The following is a 14,948-nucleotide window of genomic DNA, read 5'->3' as shown; positions in this document are numbered from 1 at the left end:
TGTCACCGGGTCACGCCATCCGGGACCCAGGTCGTGCCGCCCGGACCCGCTCGATTCAGGCACCACGAAGATTTTCCCACTCATCCATGTTCAAAAAGTTTTTCGGAAACTGGTTTTCCAACGACATCGGCATCGACCTCGGCACCGCGAACACCCTCGTCAACGTCAAGGACCACGGCATCGTCCTCCGCGAGCCGTCGGTAGTCGCCGTGAAGGCTGGCACCAATGAGGTGCTCGCCGTTGGCGACGATGCCAAGCGCATGCTCGGCCGCACGCCGGGCAACATCGTGGCGATCCGCCCGCTCAAGGACGGCGTGATCGCCGACTTCGAAGTGACGGAAGCGATGCTCCGCCACTTCATCCGCAAGGTGAACCCGCGCCGCCGTTCCAATCCGCGCGTGCTCATCGCCATCCCTTCCGGCATCACCGAGGTGGAACGCCGCGCCGTCCGCGAATCCGCCGAGCAGGCGGGTGCCCGCGAGGTTTATCTGATCGAGGAACCGATGGCCGCCGCGATCGGCGTGGGCCTGCCGGTGCAGGATGCCTCCGGCAACATGATCGTGGACATCGGCGGTGGCACCACGGAAGTGGCGCTCATCTCCCTCTCCGGCATCGTGTATGCCCGCTCCGTCCGCACCGCGGGTGACGAACTGGATGAAGCCATCATCCAATACATGAAGCGGGCCTACAACCTGATGATCGGCGAGCGCACCGCCGAGGAAATCAAGATCCGCCTCGGCTCCGCCGCTCCCCTTCCAAAGGAAATGACCATGGAGGTCAAGGGCCGCGACCTCGTCGCCGGTCTGCCGAAAACCATCACCATCACCTCGCAGGAAATCCGCGAGGCCATGTCCGATCCGCTCAACACCATCGTGGACGCCGTCCGCACCACCCTGGAGCGCTGCCCCCCGGAACTGGCGGCGGACCTCGTGGACCGCGGCATCGTGCTCGCGGGTGGCGGAGCCCTGCTCAAAGGGCTGGACCGCCTGCTCCGCGAGGAAACCGGACTGCCGGTCCACATCGCCGAGGATCCCCTCAGCGCGGTGGCGGAAGGCACGGGCAAGGCGCTGCAGGAGCTCTCGTTCCTGAAGCGGGTGACCAACACGGATCGTTGAATCCAGCCGGCAGGCTGATCTGGCCATGAAGCCGCAAAACCTGATCGCGCTGTTGCTGTTCCTGGGAGGGGCCGTGTGGGCTCTCACCCGGAATGAATACGCCGTGCGTGAGATCCAGAGCCGCTACTACGCGGCCATTTCGCCGTTCCTCAAGTCCGGCTCCACCTTGGAAACCAAGGCGCGTGCCATGACGCAGGAAACACAGCACTCCAAGGAACTCGAAATCCGCCTGCAGGAAGCTGAGAAAAAGGTCGGCCGCCTGGAGATCGTCGAAAGCCGCTTCCGCGAACTTGAGAAGGAGAACGCCAGCCTGCGCGAGGCGGTGAAGTTCACCGCGAACACCCGCTTTGACGTGGTGGCCGCCAGCATCGTGCGCCGCCAGCCCACCACCTGGTGGCAAACCGTGGAGATCGACCGCGGCGAGGACGCCAAAGTCGGCGCGCAACTGCCCGTCCTCTCCTATGAAGGACTGGTGGGCAAGGTGGATCTCGTGCGCAAGGACCGCGCCAGCGTGGTCCTGCTGACGGATGAGAAGTGCCAGGTCTCCGCCAAGGTGGAAGGCACCCCGGAGGTTGGCATTCTCAGCGGCCAGCGCGGACAATTCGAAGGCACGCCCTTGCTGCGATTACGCTTTTTGTCAAAGGACGCGACGGTCAGAAAGGGCCAGCGCGTCTTCACCACCGGCCGGGGCGGTTTGTTCCCGGCCAATGTCCTTTTGGGAACCGTCGAGTCCGTCGAAAAAGGCTCTCTGGATTCCGAAGCTCTCGTCCGTCCCTCGGTGAACTTCGCGGATCTGGAAACAGTCTTTGTCGTACTGCTCAAAGGCGACAAACAACAGTGATCCGCTACACCCTCATCACCATCCTCCTGGTTCTGGCGGCCTTCGTGGTGCAGCAGTTCCTGCCCGCGCTGACCGGCCTGCACAATGCCCGCATCCTGCTGGTGCAGCTCGTGTTCCTCTGCGCGGCGGTCACGGTGGGCACACCAACCATGCTGCTGCTCGCCTTCCTCGGCGGCTTCCTCTGGGATGCACAATGCACGCTCGGCCCTGCGGGCGGAGATCCGGAAATCTACAGCCACCCGGTCGAGGCGCTGCACTTCGGCTACTCGATCGTTCTCTTCGGCGCCATGGGTTTCCTGATGCAGGGCATCCAGCCGCTTTTCCGCCAGGGCAAGTGGCAGTTCTCCGCCCTGCTCTCCGGCATCGCCATCTTCCTGTATCTGGCGGCCGAATACGCGCTCATCACCTTCATCCGCGGTGGCTTCATGATGAGCCACGCCACCGTCATGCAGATGTGTTTCAGCGCGCTGTTGACGATGCTATTCTCCCCTCTGGTATTCTGGCTGTTGTTCCACATCGCAAACTGGTGCCAGCACACGATCCGCTTCGATGGCATCAAGCGCCGCAACCGCAAACGCTATACCTGACCAGCCATGGAACCCCGCTATCGTTTCCGGCTCTATCTCCTGACCGCTGGCATTCTGGCCGGCTTCGGAGCGCTGTTGATGCGTTTGCACGACTTCCAGATCCTGCGGCGCGACAAATACCTCGGCATGGTCCCCGGCGACAGCAAGGTGACCATCCGCGAACCCGGTACCCGCGGCGACATCACCGACCGCAACGGCATCGTTCTCGCCACCAACATCCGCGACTACGAGGTAACCTTCAATCTCGCGGAGATCGACGCCGCCTACCGCCGCCAGCACACGGACCGCCCGGAGGTCAAACGCATCGTGCTGGAGCACGGCATGCAGCGTGAGAAGACCGAGCGCGACATCGTCGGCATCGTACTGGAAACCGTGATCCCACCGCTCCAGAACCTGGGGCTGGCACGGAACTTCAACGCCACCGCGCTGCGCACCCACTACGTCACCCACCACGGGTTGGTGCCCTTCACCTATCGCGCGGACCTTTCCTACGAGGAGTTTGCGAAGTTCGCCGAGCACAACCTCGAACTGCCCGGCGTCTATCTGGGCCTCAACTCCCAGCGCAAGTATCCCTACGGTACACTGGGATCCCATGTCCTCGGCTACATGAAAAGCTGGGAAAAGGCGGACATCCCGGAAGGAGCGGACCGCAAGTACGACCATTACATCGGAGATGCCAAGGGCATTGCGGGCATCGAGAAGACGATGGACGACTATCTCCGTGGTCTTGAAGGGACGCGCGAGATGCTCAAGGACGAGAAGGGCGCCATCCGCGGGATGGTCGGCTACGTCCGCCCCGGTGCCGGCGCCAAGGTCGCGCTGACACTGGACGCGCGTGTCCAATACCTCGCGGAGGAAACCCTGCGCCACGCCGGCCGTGCCGCCGCCGTGGTGATGGATGTGGAGACCGGCGAGGTACTGGCCATGGCCTCGGTCCCCGATTTCGACCCCAACAATTTCGTCCCGAAGATCAACCCGGAACAATGGAAGGCCTATGACTTCAGCAAAGCGAGGAAGTCCGGCAACGAGGCCGAGCCGCTCTTGAACCGCTGCATCTCCAACTTCGTGCCCGGCTCCACCTTCAAGCTCGGCACGGCTCTCAGCGGAGCCATCAAGGGCTATGCCAACCGCACGTTCAGCTGCGATGGATTCGTCTCCTACGGCAATGCCAAGGTGGGATGTTGGATCTGGAACAAGAGCCACGGCTCGCACGGTTCGGAGACACTGCCGGTGGCGATCAAGAACTCCTGCAACCCGTATTTCAACAAGCTGGCCGGCGTCGTCGGCAGCAAGGGCATGACGGACGGCTTCACCATGCTCGGCTTCGGCAAACCCACCGGCATCCCCCTGCCCAACGAGGCGGGCGGCGTGATCATGGGCAACCGCGAATGGCGTGCCAAGCATCCCGGCGCTCCCGTAACCGAACATGACATCGCCCTTTTCTCCATCGGCCAGAGCGTGCTCGCCACTCCGCTCCAGCTTTGCTCGATGGTCACCTCCATCGCCAATGGCGGGAAGTACTATCAACCTCGTATCGTGAAGAAGGTGGTCGCGGCCGATGGCACCACCCTCGTGGCCGACAAGCCGAAGATCGAAGTCGACCTGCTCAAGCAGGGCGTGAAGGAATCCGATCTCGTCACCATCCGCAAGGGCATGTGGATGGCCGTGAACGAAGGCGGCACCGCCAGCGCCGTGAAGCTCCCGGACATCCAGATCGGGGCGAAGACCGGCACCGCCCAGGTCAACCTCATCCTCAAAACCCACGACTGCTGGACGGTGGCCTTCGCCCCGTTCGAAAAGCCGAAGTACGCGGTCTGCGTGATGGTGCAGGATGGTGGGTCCGGTGGTCATACCGCGGGTCCCCTGGTCCAGCACCTCATCCGCGGACTCATCAACAAGGACCGCGGCGTGAAGCTGCCCCTCCAGGTTCAGAAGGAATACGGCGGTCACATGAAGCCGATCGAGAGCATCGCCGCCCTGGAGGACCTGCCTGCCGCCGATCCGAATGACACCGCTGGTGAAGATACCGGTGATGAAGTCATGGGTGATGACGCCGGCGCTCCGCCCGAACCCGAAAAAACCACTCCCGCCGCTGTTCCCACCATCGACCCCGGCGTCGATGAAGAAGGCACCATCCCCAAGGCCGTCCCGGTCCGATGACCTGCCCAGGCCTCATCCAATGAAACTCCTTTCCATCCACACCCAAATGATCCAACGCATCAAACGATTGCTAGGAATCGGCAAGCCCGACCCGACGCAGGGAAACAGTCTTATCATCAACATCGAGCGCCTCGAGCGCCGGGTAGCCCTTCTTGAAAACGGCGTTCTCGAGGAATACACCGTCGAGCGCGAAGGCGACCAGAACATCGTCGGCAGCATCTTCAAAGGCCGCGTCAAGAACATCGAACCCGGTCTCAAGGCCATGTTCGTGGACATCGGCCAGGACAAGAATGCCTTCCTTCACTTCTGGGACGCCATCCCTGCCGCCCTCGATGCCGGTCTTGAAGAGATCGAGCGCGAAGGCCGGCCGAAGAAGCAGCAGAAGAAAATCACCTCGAAGGACATTCCGGACATCTACCCGGTCGGCTCCGAAATCATGATCCAGGTGTCCAAGGGGCCGATCGGCACCAAGGGGCCGCGCGTCACCACGAACATCTCGCTGGCCGGCCGCTACCTGGTGCTCATGCCCTACACGGAGCAGTTCGGCATCTCCCGCAAGATCGAGGACCCGAAGGAGCGCCAGCGCCTCCGCAAGATCGTGCAGAAGCTGTCCGTACCGGAAGGCATGGGCATCATCATGCGCACGGTCGCCCAGGGCACCCGCGCCCGCCACTTCGTGCGCGACCTTGCGATGCTGCTCGAGCAATGGGGCGAGGTGGAAACGAAGCGCGACAGCCACCCGGCGCCGGTCTGCACCTATCAGGAGCCCGGCCTGATCGAGAGCACCGCCCGCGACTTCCTCACCGACGAGGTGGAGCAGGTTCTCTGCGATGACCTCGCCACCACCGAGAAGATCCGCGAGATCGCCGGCAAGATTTCCCGCCGCGCCAAGCGCCGCATCCATCACCTGTCCTCCGCTCCCACTCCGATCTTTGAAAAGGTCGGCATCCAGAAGCAGATCGACGAGGCATTCTCCCGCCAGGTCTGGCTGCCCTGCGGAGGCTACATCGTGATCGATGAAACCGAGGCGCTCATCTCCATTGACGTCAATACCGGCCGCAACCGCGGCTCGAAGGACGTGGACAAGATGATCCTTGAAACCAACGTCGAGGCCGCCGTCGAGGTCGCCCGCCAGCTCCGCCTCCGCAATATCGGCGGTCTGGTCGTGGTGGACTTCATCGACATGCGCCACCGCAAGGATCAACAGGCCGTTTACAAGGCGATGAAGGATCGACTCAAGAAGGACAAGGCCAAGACCCAGGTCCTCCAGATCTCCCCGATCGGCCTCATGGAAATGACCCGCCAGCGCCTCAATGAGTCGCTGCGCGAGACCATGTTCGAGCCCTGCCCCTATTGCCAGGGCCGCGGCCGCGTGAAAACCACCATGACCATGTCCGTGGAAATCCAGCGCAAGCTGAATTCGGTGATCCAGAAGCACCGCGAATCACTCGGCGACATCGTCGTGGTCGTGAATGCCGATGTGCTCAACCGCTTCAAGACCGAAGACAGCCACCTGCTCGTCGACATCGAGCGCCAGCACTCCGGCCGCCTGATCTTCCGTTCGGACCCGTCGCTGCACCGCGAGCGTTTCGCGATCATCGATGCCGCCACCGACCGCGCGATCGAGCAAAACTGATCTCCGCTCCATGTCGAAGAAGCGCCCGCAGGAATTCCCTGCGGGCGTTTTATTTTGCACGCGGCGCCCGTCTTGCCTCCCGCCACATCCGGTGCAAGACTGCCACCGATGTCCGACAAGACTCTCTTCGAGAAAATCTGCGACAAGGAGATCCCCGCGAACATTGTCCATGAAGACGACCTCTGCGTCTGCTTCCGCGACATCTCGCCCCAGGCTCCGGTCCATCTCCTGCTGGTCCCGCGCAAGCCGATCCCGCGTGTGGGTCTGGCGACTGCGGAGGACCAGGCCGTGCTCGGCCATCTGCTGCTGACCGCCGGGGAAATCGCCCGCCGCGAGGGCTTCGCCGATTCCGGTTTCCGCGTGGTCATCAACAACGGCCCGGACGCCGGTGAAGCCGTGCCGCATCTCCATGTCCACATTCTCGCCGGACGCAACCTCGATTGGCCCCCGGGCTGATTTCCCCATGAAGCGGCTGCTTTCCCTCCTCGCGCTCGTTTCAGGACTGCTGCTGCCGTCCTGCGTGCCGAGCCTGCCCGCGACGGAAACCGGCACGCTCAAGGACGGGCGCGCCCGCGTCGTTTTCGTTCACGGCATTTTCCAGAATGGCAACCTCAGCTTCGGACTGCTGCGGCACCGCCTGGAGGAAAAGGGCATCGCCTGCTACGCACCCTCGTTGAAACCGGCTGATGCCCATGAAGGCATGGAGAAGCTGGCCGAACAACTCAAGGCGGGCATCGACCGGCAGTACGGCCCCAAAGAGCGCATTTCCATCGTAGGCTTCAGCATGGGCGGTCTCGTCGCCCGCTACTATCTCCAGGAACTCGGTGGTGCCGCCCGTTGCGATGCGCTCTACACCGTTGCCACGCCCCACCACGGCACCCAGACCGCGAGATTCTACGGTGGCAAGGGTTCCAACGAACTGCTGCCCGGCAGCGAGTTTCTCAAAAACCTCGATCAAAGCCAGGATCGCCTCGGCAGGATGCCGATCGTCTCCTACCGCAGCCCCTATGATCTGGTCATTCTGCCGCATGACAGTTGTGTCTGGAAACGGGCGGAAAACGTCGAGGTCTCCGTTCTCGCCCACCCGCTCATGACCCGCGCCGCACCGGTCGTGGATGACATCGAGCGCCGAATCACGGCCTCGCTGAAACCCGCCGCCAGCCACTGATCCAGCGGCCGCGATTGTCCGTGACTTCTCCTTGCCAAGCCGGGGGACCGCCGCTAACACTTCCGCCCGCACCGCAAGCGCCGGTGCGATGGAGATGGTCCCGTAGTCCAACGGATAGGACGATGGCCTCCGAAGCCGTAGGTACAGGTTCGATTCCTGTCGGGACCACCACTCGCTTCCTTGCAGCGAACCGCCGCGACACCGCGGATTCTTTCACGAAAAACAACTGCCGCGTGTTTTTGTGATTTCGATTTGCCCCTCCCGCTCCGGCGCGTTTGGCTGGATGCCGCATGAACCTCCTTCGTCCTGTCTCCTGTCTGTGGGTCGCGGCCACGCTGAGCCTTTCCGCCGCGGATGCGCCCAAGGTCCTGCCCATCGGCTCTCCGGCTCCGGATTTCTCCCTGCCCGGCATCGATGGCAAAACGCACGCGCTTTCCGAATACTCCTCGTCGAAGGTGCTCGCCATCATCTTCACCTGCAACCACTGCCCGGATGCGGTGGCCGCCGGTGGCCGCATCGAGAAACTCCATCAGGACTACAAGGACAAGGGCGTATCAGTCGTGGCGATCAATTCCAACAACGAGATCGGCCTGCGTCCGGATGAACTGGGCTACTCGCCCTATGGGGACTCACAGGCGGAGATGGTTCCTTTCGCCAAAGACCACGGTTGGACCCTGCCGTATCTCTATGACGGTGCCTCCCAGTCCTTCGCCATCGCCTGCGGTGCGCAATCGACGCCGCACGTCTTCGTCTTCGATGCCGAGCGCAAGCTGCGCTACACCGGCCGGATGGATGATGCTGGTCGCTCGAAGGCACCGGTGGAAAAGAGCTATGTGGTCGATGCCATCAATTCCTTGCTGGCCGGTCAGGAAGTAAAGGAGCCGGTGACGCGCTCGCTCGGTTGCTCGACCAAGTGGCTCACCAAGAAGGACGCCGTCGCCGCCGATCAGGCCGCGTGGGAAAAGCGCCCTGTGACCGTCGCGGATCTCGATGCGGAGATCGCCAAAAAGCTCCGCGCGAATACATCGAAGAACCTGCGCCTGATCAATTTCTGGTCCACCACCTGTGGTCCCTGCGTGGCGGAATTCCCGACTCTCGTGGACACCGCACGCCGCTTTGAAACGCGCGGTTTCGAATTCATCTCCGTGAGCTTCGACCCCAAGGAAGACCGCTCCAAGGTCGAGAAGTTCCTCACCGGACGCCATGCCGCGGTCGTGAAGGAAAACGAAAAGGCGCTGCAGGAAGAAGGCCGCACCACCGGCAACTACCACTGGACCGGCGGCAACCCCGACAAATGCGCCGAAGCCATCGACTCCGAATGGACCGGTGCCCTCCCCCACTCCATCCTCGTCTCCCCTGGTGGCAAGATCGTGTGGCGCCAATCCGGTGAAGTGGATCCGGTCGAATTGCGCAAGCAGATCCTGAAAGCGCTGGAAGGTTGATCCTTCAACCGGCAACCGGCTGCATGAAGGGCATGGCGATCATCTCGCCATGCCTTTTTCATACCCGTCATTTGATCGCCACGATTCAGGAGAACCGCTCACCTGCTCTTTTGTACTCCGCAGGGATGAGGAAAATCACCGGCCGAAGATTCTCTTCCTTTTGCGCCTCTTTGCGGCCAAAATCCCACCCCCTTCAAAACTCACAATGCCCCGGCGTGCGGGCGAAGGGGATCACGTCGCGGATGTTGCCCATGCCGGTGACGAACATCAGCAGACGCTCGAAGCCCATGCCGAAGCCCGCGTGCGGCACGGTGCCGTACTTACGAAGGTCGGCGTACCAACCGTAGTCCTCCATCGAGAGGCCATGGTGCGCCATGTTTCCGAGCAGCACGTCCAGACGTTCCTCTCGCTGGCTGCCGCCGACGATCTCACCGATACCGGGCACCAGCAGATCCATCGCCGTCACCGTCTTGTCGTCGTCGTTGAGACGCATGTAGAAGGGTTTGATCTCCTTCGGGTAATTGAAGACGGTTACCGGCTTCTTGAAGTGCTCTTCGGTGAGCCAGCGCTCGTGCTCGCTCTGGAGGTTGAGCCCGTATTCGACGGGGTAGTCGAAGGTCTTGCCCGACTTCTTCAGGATCTCCACCGCCTCGGTATATGGAAGCCGCTCGAACGCATTCTCCGCAACGAACTCCAGTCGCTCGCGCAGGCCCTTGTCCACGAACTTCCCGAAGATGGAGAGGTCGCCATCCTGCTTTTCCAGCGCCTCCTTCACCAGATACTTCACCATCGCCTCCGCCAGATCCATGTCCCCTTGGAGATCGCAGAAGGCCATCTCCGGCTCGATCATCCAGAACTCCGCCGCATGGCGCGAGGTGTTCGAGTTCTCGGCACGGAAGGTTGGCCCGAAGGTGTAAATGTTCCCCAGCGCACAAGCGAAGGTCTCGCCCTCGAGCTGGCCGGATACAGTGAGATGCGCGGCCTTGCCAAAGAAGTCATCGGCAAACGACTTCGCACCCGCCTGCGTGGGATCAAGCGTGGTCACGCGGAACATCTCGCCCGCGCCCTCGCAATCGCTGGCGGTGATGATCGGCGTGTGGATGTAGTGGAAACCGCGCTCCTGGAAGAACGTGTGAACCGCGTAACTCATCCGGCTGCGCAGGCGGAACATTGCACCATAAAGGTTCGTCCGAGGACGCAGATGCGCGATCGAGCGCAGGAACTCTGTGGTGTGCCCCTTCTTCTGCAGCGGGAAATCGTCCGGCGCGCTGCCGAGCAGACGGATCGAGGTCGCCTGTACTTCCCACGCCTGTCCCCCGCCCTGGGATGCCACCAGCTTGCCAACCACCTGCACGGACGCTCCGGTGCTCATTTTCAGCAGATCCTCCGAACCGGGAATACCCGCATCCGCGATCACCTGGAGATTTCCCAGGCAGGAACCGTCGTTCAGTTCGAGGAATGAAAACGCCTTCGAATCCCGCCGCGTCCGCACCCAACCGGCGGCATGGATTTCATCATAGGGAGCGGTGGATTTCAGGATCTCACGGATGGGCGTGCGCATGATGAGTGTCTAACCACCCCCCCATGGCTCGGCAAGCACTCGCCATTTTTCCCGGGGCATGGAATCAATCTTCACTCTCATCCAGCACCAGCACGTCGAACACGTTGTCGATGCCGGTGGTATCGAGATGAGCGTAGGAAGTGGCTTTCGCGATCGGCAGGCGCTCCTCCATCGGAAAGCCCGGTCGTCCGAGATTCCGCGCGGTATGGTTCCACCCGTCGATCTCCTCCTTGCTGAAACGTCCGTTGAACCACACCGCCGCCTCATCATCCGAACCAGTCGCCGCAGCAACGATCTCTTCCTTCGTCAGGCCAAACCACCCCAGGAACTGGCCGTCCACTCCGGTCGGGTGACCGAATCTCGCCGCGTAATCATCCGGCAGCGTCCCCGCCGCCAGCCGCCGCGCTTTCGCCAGAATCCGGGGCAACCACAGGCATCCGGCCAAACAATCGTAGGGAGAAGGTAGTTTCATCGGACTCCGGAACACCTTCCTGCGACTTCTCCTGATCAGGAAGCACAACTTGGTCCCGAATAGCCCCATCCAGCGGAATATTCTGGCTAAGATTATAGAAAAACGTCCGTATGGTTGGACCGCATGATCCGAGTTGTTCTCTGTACTATTGCCATTACCACCCCATTCCTCGCGGCCGAGGATTGGCAGCCCTCCAAGCCGGCCGAAAGCGTGCCCGCGGTGCGATTCAAGGTCCCGGACGACCTGGAAGTCACCGTATGGGCCTCCACGCCCCAGCTTTTCAACCCCACCAACGTGGACGTGGACGCCAAAGGCCGCCTGTGGGTGACCGAGGGCGTGAACTACCGCAGGCACAACGGCCGGCGTCCGGACGGCGACCGCGTGGTGGTGCTGGAGGACACCAATGGCGACGGCAAGGCGGACACCTCCCACACTTTCGTCCAGGAAAAAGGCCTGATCGCCCCGCTCGGCATCGCGGTATTCGACAACAAGATCGTCGTTTCCCAGCCCCCGGACATCATCGTCTATACCGACGTGAACCGGGACCTGAAGTTCGACCCCGCCGTGGACAAGCGCGAGGTGCTGCTCACCGGTTTCAACGCGGTCAACCACGACCACTCCCTCCACTCCGTGACCGCCGGTCCGGACGGCAAATGGTACATCAACAACGGCAACTGCGGCGCGGTCTTCACCGACAAGTCCGGCAAGACCTTCCGCATGGCCGGTGACTACTACAAGAATGGCGGCGGCGAATGGCCCGTGGACACCCAGAAGGAACTCGGCAAGAAGAGTGACGACGGTCACGTCTGGACGCCCGGCTTCACCGCCCGCATGAATCCGGACGGCACCAATGTCGAGATCGTCGGCCACGGCTACCGCAACAGCTACGAGAACTGCGAAAACTCGCTCGGCGAAATCTTCCAGAACGACAACGACGATCCGCCAGCCTGCCGCACCTCCTACATCCTCGAGTATGGCTCCGCCGGTTACTTCACCCGTGAAGGCCGCAGCTACAACAGCGTGAAGCGCGCATCCTACTCGAAGAATCCGACCGTCTCCACCGTGATGCCGGTTTCCGACTGGGGCCGCACCCACTGGCGCCAGGACGATCCCGGCACCTTCGACATCGGCGATCTCTACGGCGGTGGCTCCCCCACCGGCGTCGCGTTCTACGAGAATGGAGTGCTCGGTAAGAAATATGCGGGCACGCTGCTGAGCTGCGAAGCCGCCCGCAACGTGATCTTCGGCTACCAGCCGGAACCGGTGGGCGCGGGCTACAAGCTCGACCGCACCGACTTCATGACCTCCAATACCACCGGTGAATTCTCCGGTGCGGACTACACCGGTGGCGTGAAGAAGCAGGGTGATGACAAGGTTCTCTTCCGCCCGTCCGACGTGGTCGTCGGCCCGGATGGCGTGCTCTACGTCACCGACTGGTATGACCCGCGCGTGGGTGGTCATGGTGATATGGACGATTCCTGCTCCGGAACGATCTACCGCATCGCTCCGAAAGGCTACAAACCGAAGATTCAGCCGGTCGACCTCTCCACCATCCCCGGCAGCATCGCCGCGCTGAAGAGCCCGGCGAACAATATCCGCTGGACCGGCTTCGACAGCCTCCAGAAGAAGGGAGCCGCAGCCTTCGACGCCGTGCTGGCCGTGACCAAGGACTCCGATCCGTGGATCGCCGCCCGTGGCGTGTGGCTGCTGCCCCATCTCGGTCCGCAAGGCGTTGCCGCTTGCGAGAAACTGTTGGAATCCTCCGACACCCGCATGCGCCTGGTGGCCTTCCGCGCCCTGCGCCGCACCGCCAAGGACATCATTCCCTACTCCAAGAAGCTCGCGGGCGACTCATCGCCCGCCATCCGCCGCGATGTGGCGCTTTCACTCCGCGACCTGCCCGCCGAAAAGATCACCCCGATCCTTGTCCAGGTGGCGAAAGGCTGGGATGGCAAGGACAAGAACTACCTTGAGTCGATCGGCCTTGCCGCCGCGGAACAGGAGAACGCCGTCTGGACCGGCATGCGCGATGCGCTCGGCCAGACCCAGCCGCTGAAGTGGAGCGACAACTTCGCCAAGCTCACCTGGCGCTTGTGGCCCTCACAGGCCGTGACCGCCCTGAAGGAGCGAGCTTCCTCCACCGCCCTGACCAAGGAACAACGCGCACTGGCCGTTGAGTCGCTGTCCTTCATCGATGACCGCTCTGCGGCCGATGCCCTGCTCACGCTTGCCGATGACAAATCCCCGAGCAAGGCCGACGCCATGAAGTGGCTTCTCGTCCGGGGCACCGGCGCATGGGCCAAGTTCAACCTCAAGGATGATCTGAAAAAGCGCGGCATTTATGATCCGGACAAGATCGAGCTCACCGAGGTCACGGTGCCAGCCAAGCCGGAGAAGCTGAACTTCACCCCCGACGACGTGCTGAAGCTCACCGGCGATGCCACCAAGGGCAAGGCCACCGCCATGCGCTGCGTGATGTGCCACCAGATCGGAGACGCCGGCCCGCACTACGCTCCGGATCTCAAGGGTTGGGTCGCCCGCCAAGGCGCGAACATGGCCGCCCGTTCGATCGTTGATCCGTCCGCGGACATCGCTCACGGCTTCGAAGGCACCGCCATTCAGCTCAAGGATGGCAAGTGGATCGATGGCCTTGTGACCACCACCGGCGACCCGACGGTCATCACCTCCACCGGTGGTGTCACCCAGACCGTCCCAAAGAACCGCATCGCCTCCACCAAGCACATGGATCGCTCGCTGATGCTGTCCGCCGACCAGCTCGGCCTCACCGCCCAGGACGTCGCCGATGTCATCGCTTGGCTGAAGACCTACAACTAATCGGGACCAAGGACATCCCATCCCTATCTTCAAACGGCCTCATCGGAAACGGTGAGGCCGTTTCATTGATGTCAGCTTCCGAAACCAAGGATCTCACGGATCAGATGGACAAATGCTCCATCTGAAAATCCCCTGAATCCGAGTAATCCTCCGAATCACAGAGAATCCTCACCTTCCCTCCCATGCCTCGTCGTGGTGGCCCACGGAACGCGGCTCAAGATGGGAAATCACCCGGCCATCCGGATGCAGCATGGCGGCAACCGCGGCTTCAATCTCAGTAGCGAGATCATGCGCTTTGCCCACGGTCAGATCGTCATCCGTGAGAAGATGGAACTCCACCCAGTGGGTGCGTCCGGAGTGGCGGTGGCGCAGGTTGTGGAAGGTCATGCCACGCGCCACCGTCTCACGCGTGAGCAAGTCGCGGATCTCCTTCTCCACCTTCGGATCGGCTTCATCCAACAGACCGCCGAGGCTTTCACGGATCAGTTTGAAACCGGTCCACAGGATATTGAAGGCCGCAAGGCTGGCCGCGATGGGGTCCCACCACTTCCATTTCGTCAGCACGATCAACAACAGCGCCACCAGCACCGCCACGCTCGACCACACGTCCGTGAGCACGTGGATGCCATTGGCCCGAATCAAAGGAGAGCCTCGCTTCTTTCCAACTCGGACCAACATCAGCCCCAGTGCGAGATTGATCGCCGCCGCGACTCCGGTGAGCGAGGCACCGACGGCGATGTTCGATATTTCGAATCCGAACACCACCTGCCGTACCGCTTCATAGAGGATCAGCAGCGCCGCGGCGGAAATCATCGCTCCCTCGAATCCCGCCGAAAGAAAGGAAACCTTGTCGTGCCCGAAGTGGTGCGTCTCGTCAGCCGGTTTGTGGGACAGCCTCAGTGCCCACACCGCGAAACCCACCGCCAGCAAATGCACCACCGACTCCGCCGCGTCCGAATAGATGGCGGACGATCCGGTCAATGCCGCGGCCGTCACTTTCGTGCCGAGCAGCAGTACCGCCACCCGCAGCGAAAGATTCATCACCCGCTTCTGGTCTTCGAACTCCCTCTCCACGCGGCAGACTGCGCACAGCCGCCCGGAAACCGCAATACCCCCATATCCCGAAAGCGT

At 62.2% G+C, this 14,948-nt stretch carries 12 protein-coding genes and 1 tRNA gene; 10 read left to right on the top strand and 3 right to left on the bottom strand.

Annotated elements, in window-relative coordinates; translation table 11 throughout:
- Positions 1-86: 86 nt before the first annotated feature.
- The 9 genes from KBB96_RS05685 to KBB96_RS05645 all read left to right on the top strand — a co-directional run bounded on the left by KBB96_RS05685 (position 87) and on the right by KBB96_RS05645 (position 8,949).
- Positions 87-1,115, top strand: coding sequence for a rod shape-determining protein (locus tag KBB96_RS05685; RefSeq protein ID WP_211633321.1), 1,029 nt, complete (start codon positions 87-89; stop codon positions 1,113-1,115).
- A 25-nt stretch (positions 1,116-1,140) separates the two neighbouring features.
- Complete coding sequence (mreC, locus tag KBB96_RS05680) at positions 1,141-1,956, top strand: rod shape-determining protein MreC (RefSeq protein ID WP_211633319.1); 816 nt, start codon at positions 1,141-1,143, stop codon at positions 1,954-1,956.
- Positions 1,953-2,543 (top strand): hypothetical protein, encoded by a 591-nt coding sequence (locus KBB96_RS05675; RefSeq protein WP_211633317.1) that lies wholly within the window; start codon positions 1,953-1,955, stop codon positions 2,541-2,543. The genes mreC and KBB96_RS05675 overlap by 4 nt, the downstream gene beginning before the upstream one ends.
- A 6-nt stretch (positions 2,544-2,549) precedes the next feature.
- Entirely contained in the window at positions 2,550-4,703 is a 2,154-nt protein-coding gene (locus tag KBB96_RS05670) for a peptidoglycan D,D-transpeptidase FtsI family protein (RefSeq protein ID WP_211633315.1), read from the top strand.
- A gap of 46 nt (positions 4,704-4,749) precedes the next feature.
- Positions 4,750-6,339, top strand: a complete 1,590-nt coding sequence (locus KBB96_RS05665; RefSeq protein ID WP_211633313.1) for an Rne/Rng family ribonuclease — start codon at positions 4,750-4,752, stop codon at positions 6,337-6,339.
- Between the two features lie 108 nt (positions 6,340-6,447).
- Complete coding sequence (locus KBB96_RS05660; protein WP_211633311.1) at positions 6,448-6,795, top strand: histidine triad nucleotide-binding protein; 348 nt, start codon at positions 6,448-6,450, stop codon at positions 6,793-6,795.
- A gap of 7 nt (positions 6,796-6,802) precedes the next feature.
- Entirely contained in the window at positions 6,803-7,507 is a 705-nt protein-coding gene (locus KBB96_RS05655) for an esterase/lipase family protein (RefSeq protein ID WP_211633309.1), read from the top strand.
- A gap of 96 nt (positions 7,508-7,603) precedes the next feature.
- Positions 7,604-7,678: transfer RNA gene (locus tag KBB96_RS05650), tRNA-Arg, on the top strand.
- A 119-nt stretch (positions 7,679-7,797) separates the two neighbouring features.
- Positions 7,798-8,949 carry a redoxin family protein gene (locus tag KBB96_RS05645; RefSeq protein ID WP_211633307.1) on the top strand — a complete coding sequence of 384 codons (1,152 nt, stop codon included), beginning with the start codon at positions 7,798-7,800 and terminating at the stop codon, positions 8,947-8,949.
- Between the two features lie 193 nt (positions 8,950-9,142).
- Here KBB96_RS05645 and asnS read toward each other — a convergent pair whose 3' ends face one another.
- Positions 9,143-10,510 carry an asparagine--tRNA ligase gene (gene asnS / locus KBB96_RS05640; protein ID WP_211633305.1) on the bottom strand — a complete coding sequence of 456 codons (1,368 nt, stop codon included), beginning with the start codon at positions 10,508-10,510 and terminating at the stop codon, positions 9,143-9,145.
- Between the two features lie 64 nt (positions 10,511-10,574).
- Positions 10,575-10,982, bottom strand: a complete 408-nt coding sequence (locus tag KBB96_RS05635; RefSeq protein ID WP_211633302.1) for a DUF5069 domain-containing protein — start codon at positions 10,980-10,982, stop codon at positions 10,575-10,577.
- A gap of 123 nt (positions 10,983-11,105) precedes the next feature.
- Between KBB96_RS05635 and KBB96_RS05630 the strand changes: the two genes are divergently transcribed.
- Positions 11,106-13,817: a PVC-type heme-binding CxxCH protein gene (locus KBB96_RS05630; RefSeq protein WP_211633299.1), complete on the top strand. Its 2,712-nt coding sequence runs from the start codon at positions 11,106-11,108 to the stop codon at positions 13,815-13,817.
- 168 nt (positions 13,818-13,985) lie between these two features.
- Here KBB96_RS05630 and KBB96_RS05625 read toward each other — a convergent pair whose 3' ends face one another.
- Positions 13,986-14,858: a cation diffusion facilitator family transporter gene (locus KBB96_RS05625; protein ID WP_211633297.1), complete on the bottom strand. Its 873-nt coding sequence runs from the start codon at positions 14,856-14,858 to the stop codon at positions 13,986-13,988.
- Positions 14,859-14,948: the final 90 nt, after the last annotated feature.

It is taken from the genome of Luteolibacter ambystomatis (assembly GCF_018137965.1).
GTDB classification, from domain to species: domain Bacteria; phylum Verrucomicrobiota; class Verrucomicrobiia; order Verrucomicrobiales; family Akkermansiaceae; genus Luteolibacter; species Luteolibacter ambystomatis.
This window is presented reverse-complemented; position numbering and strand designations above follow the sequence as displayed.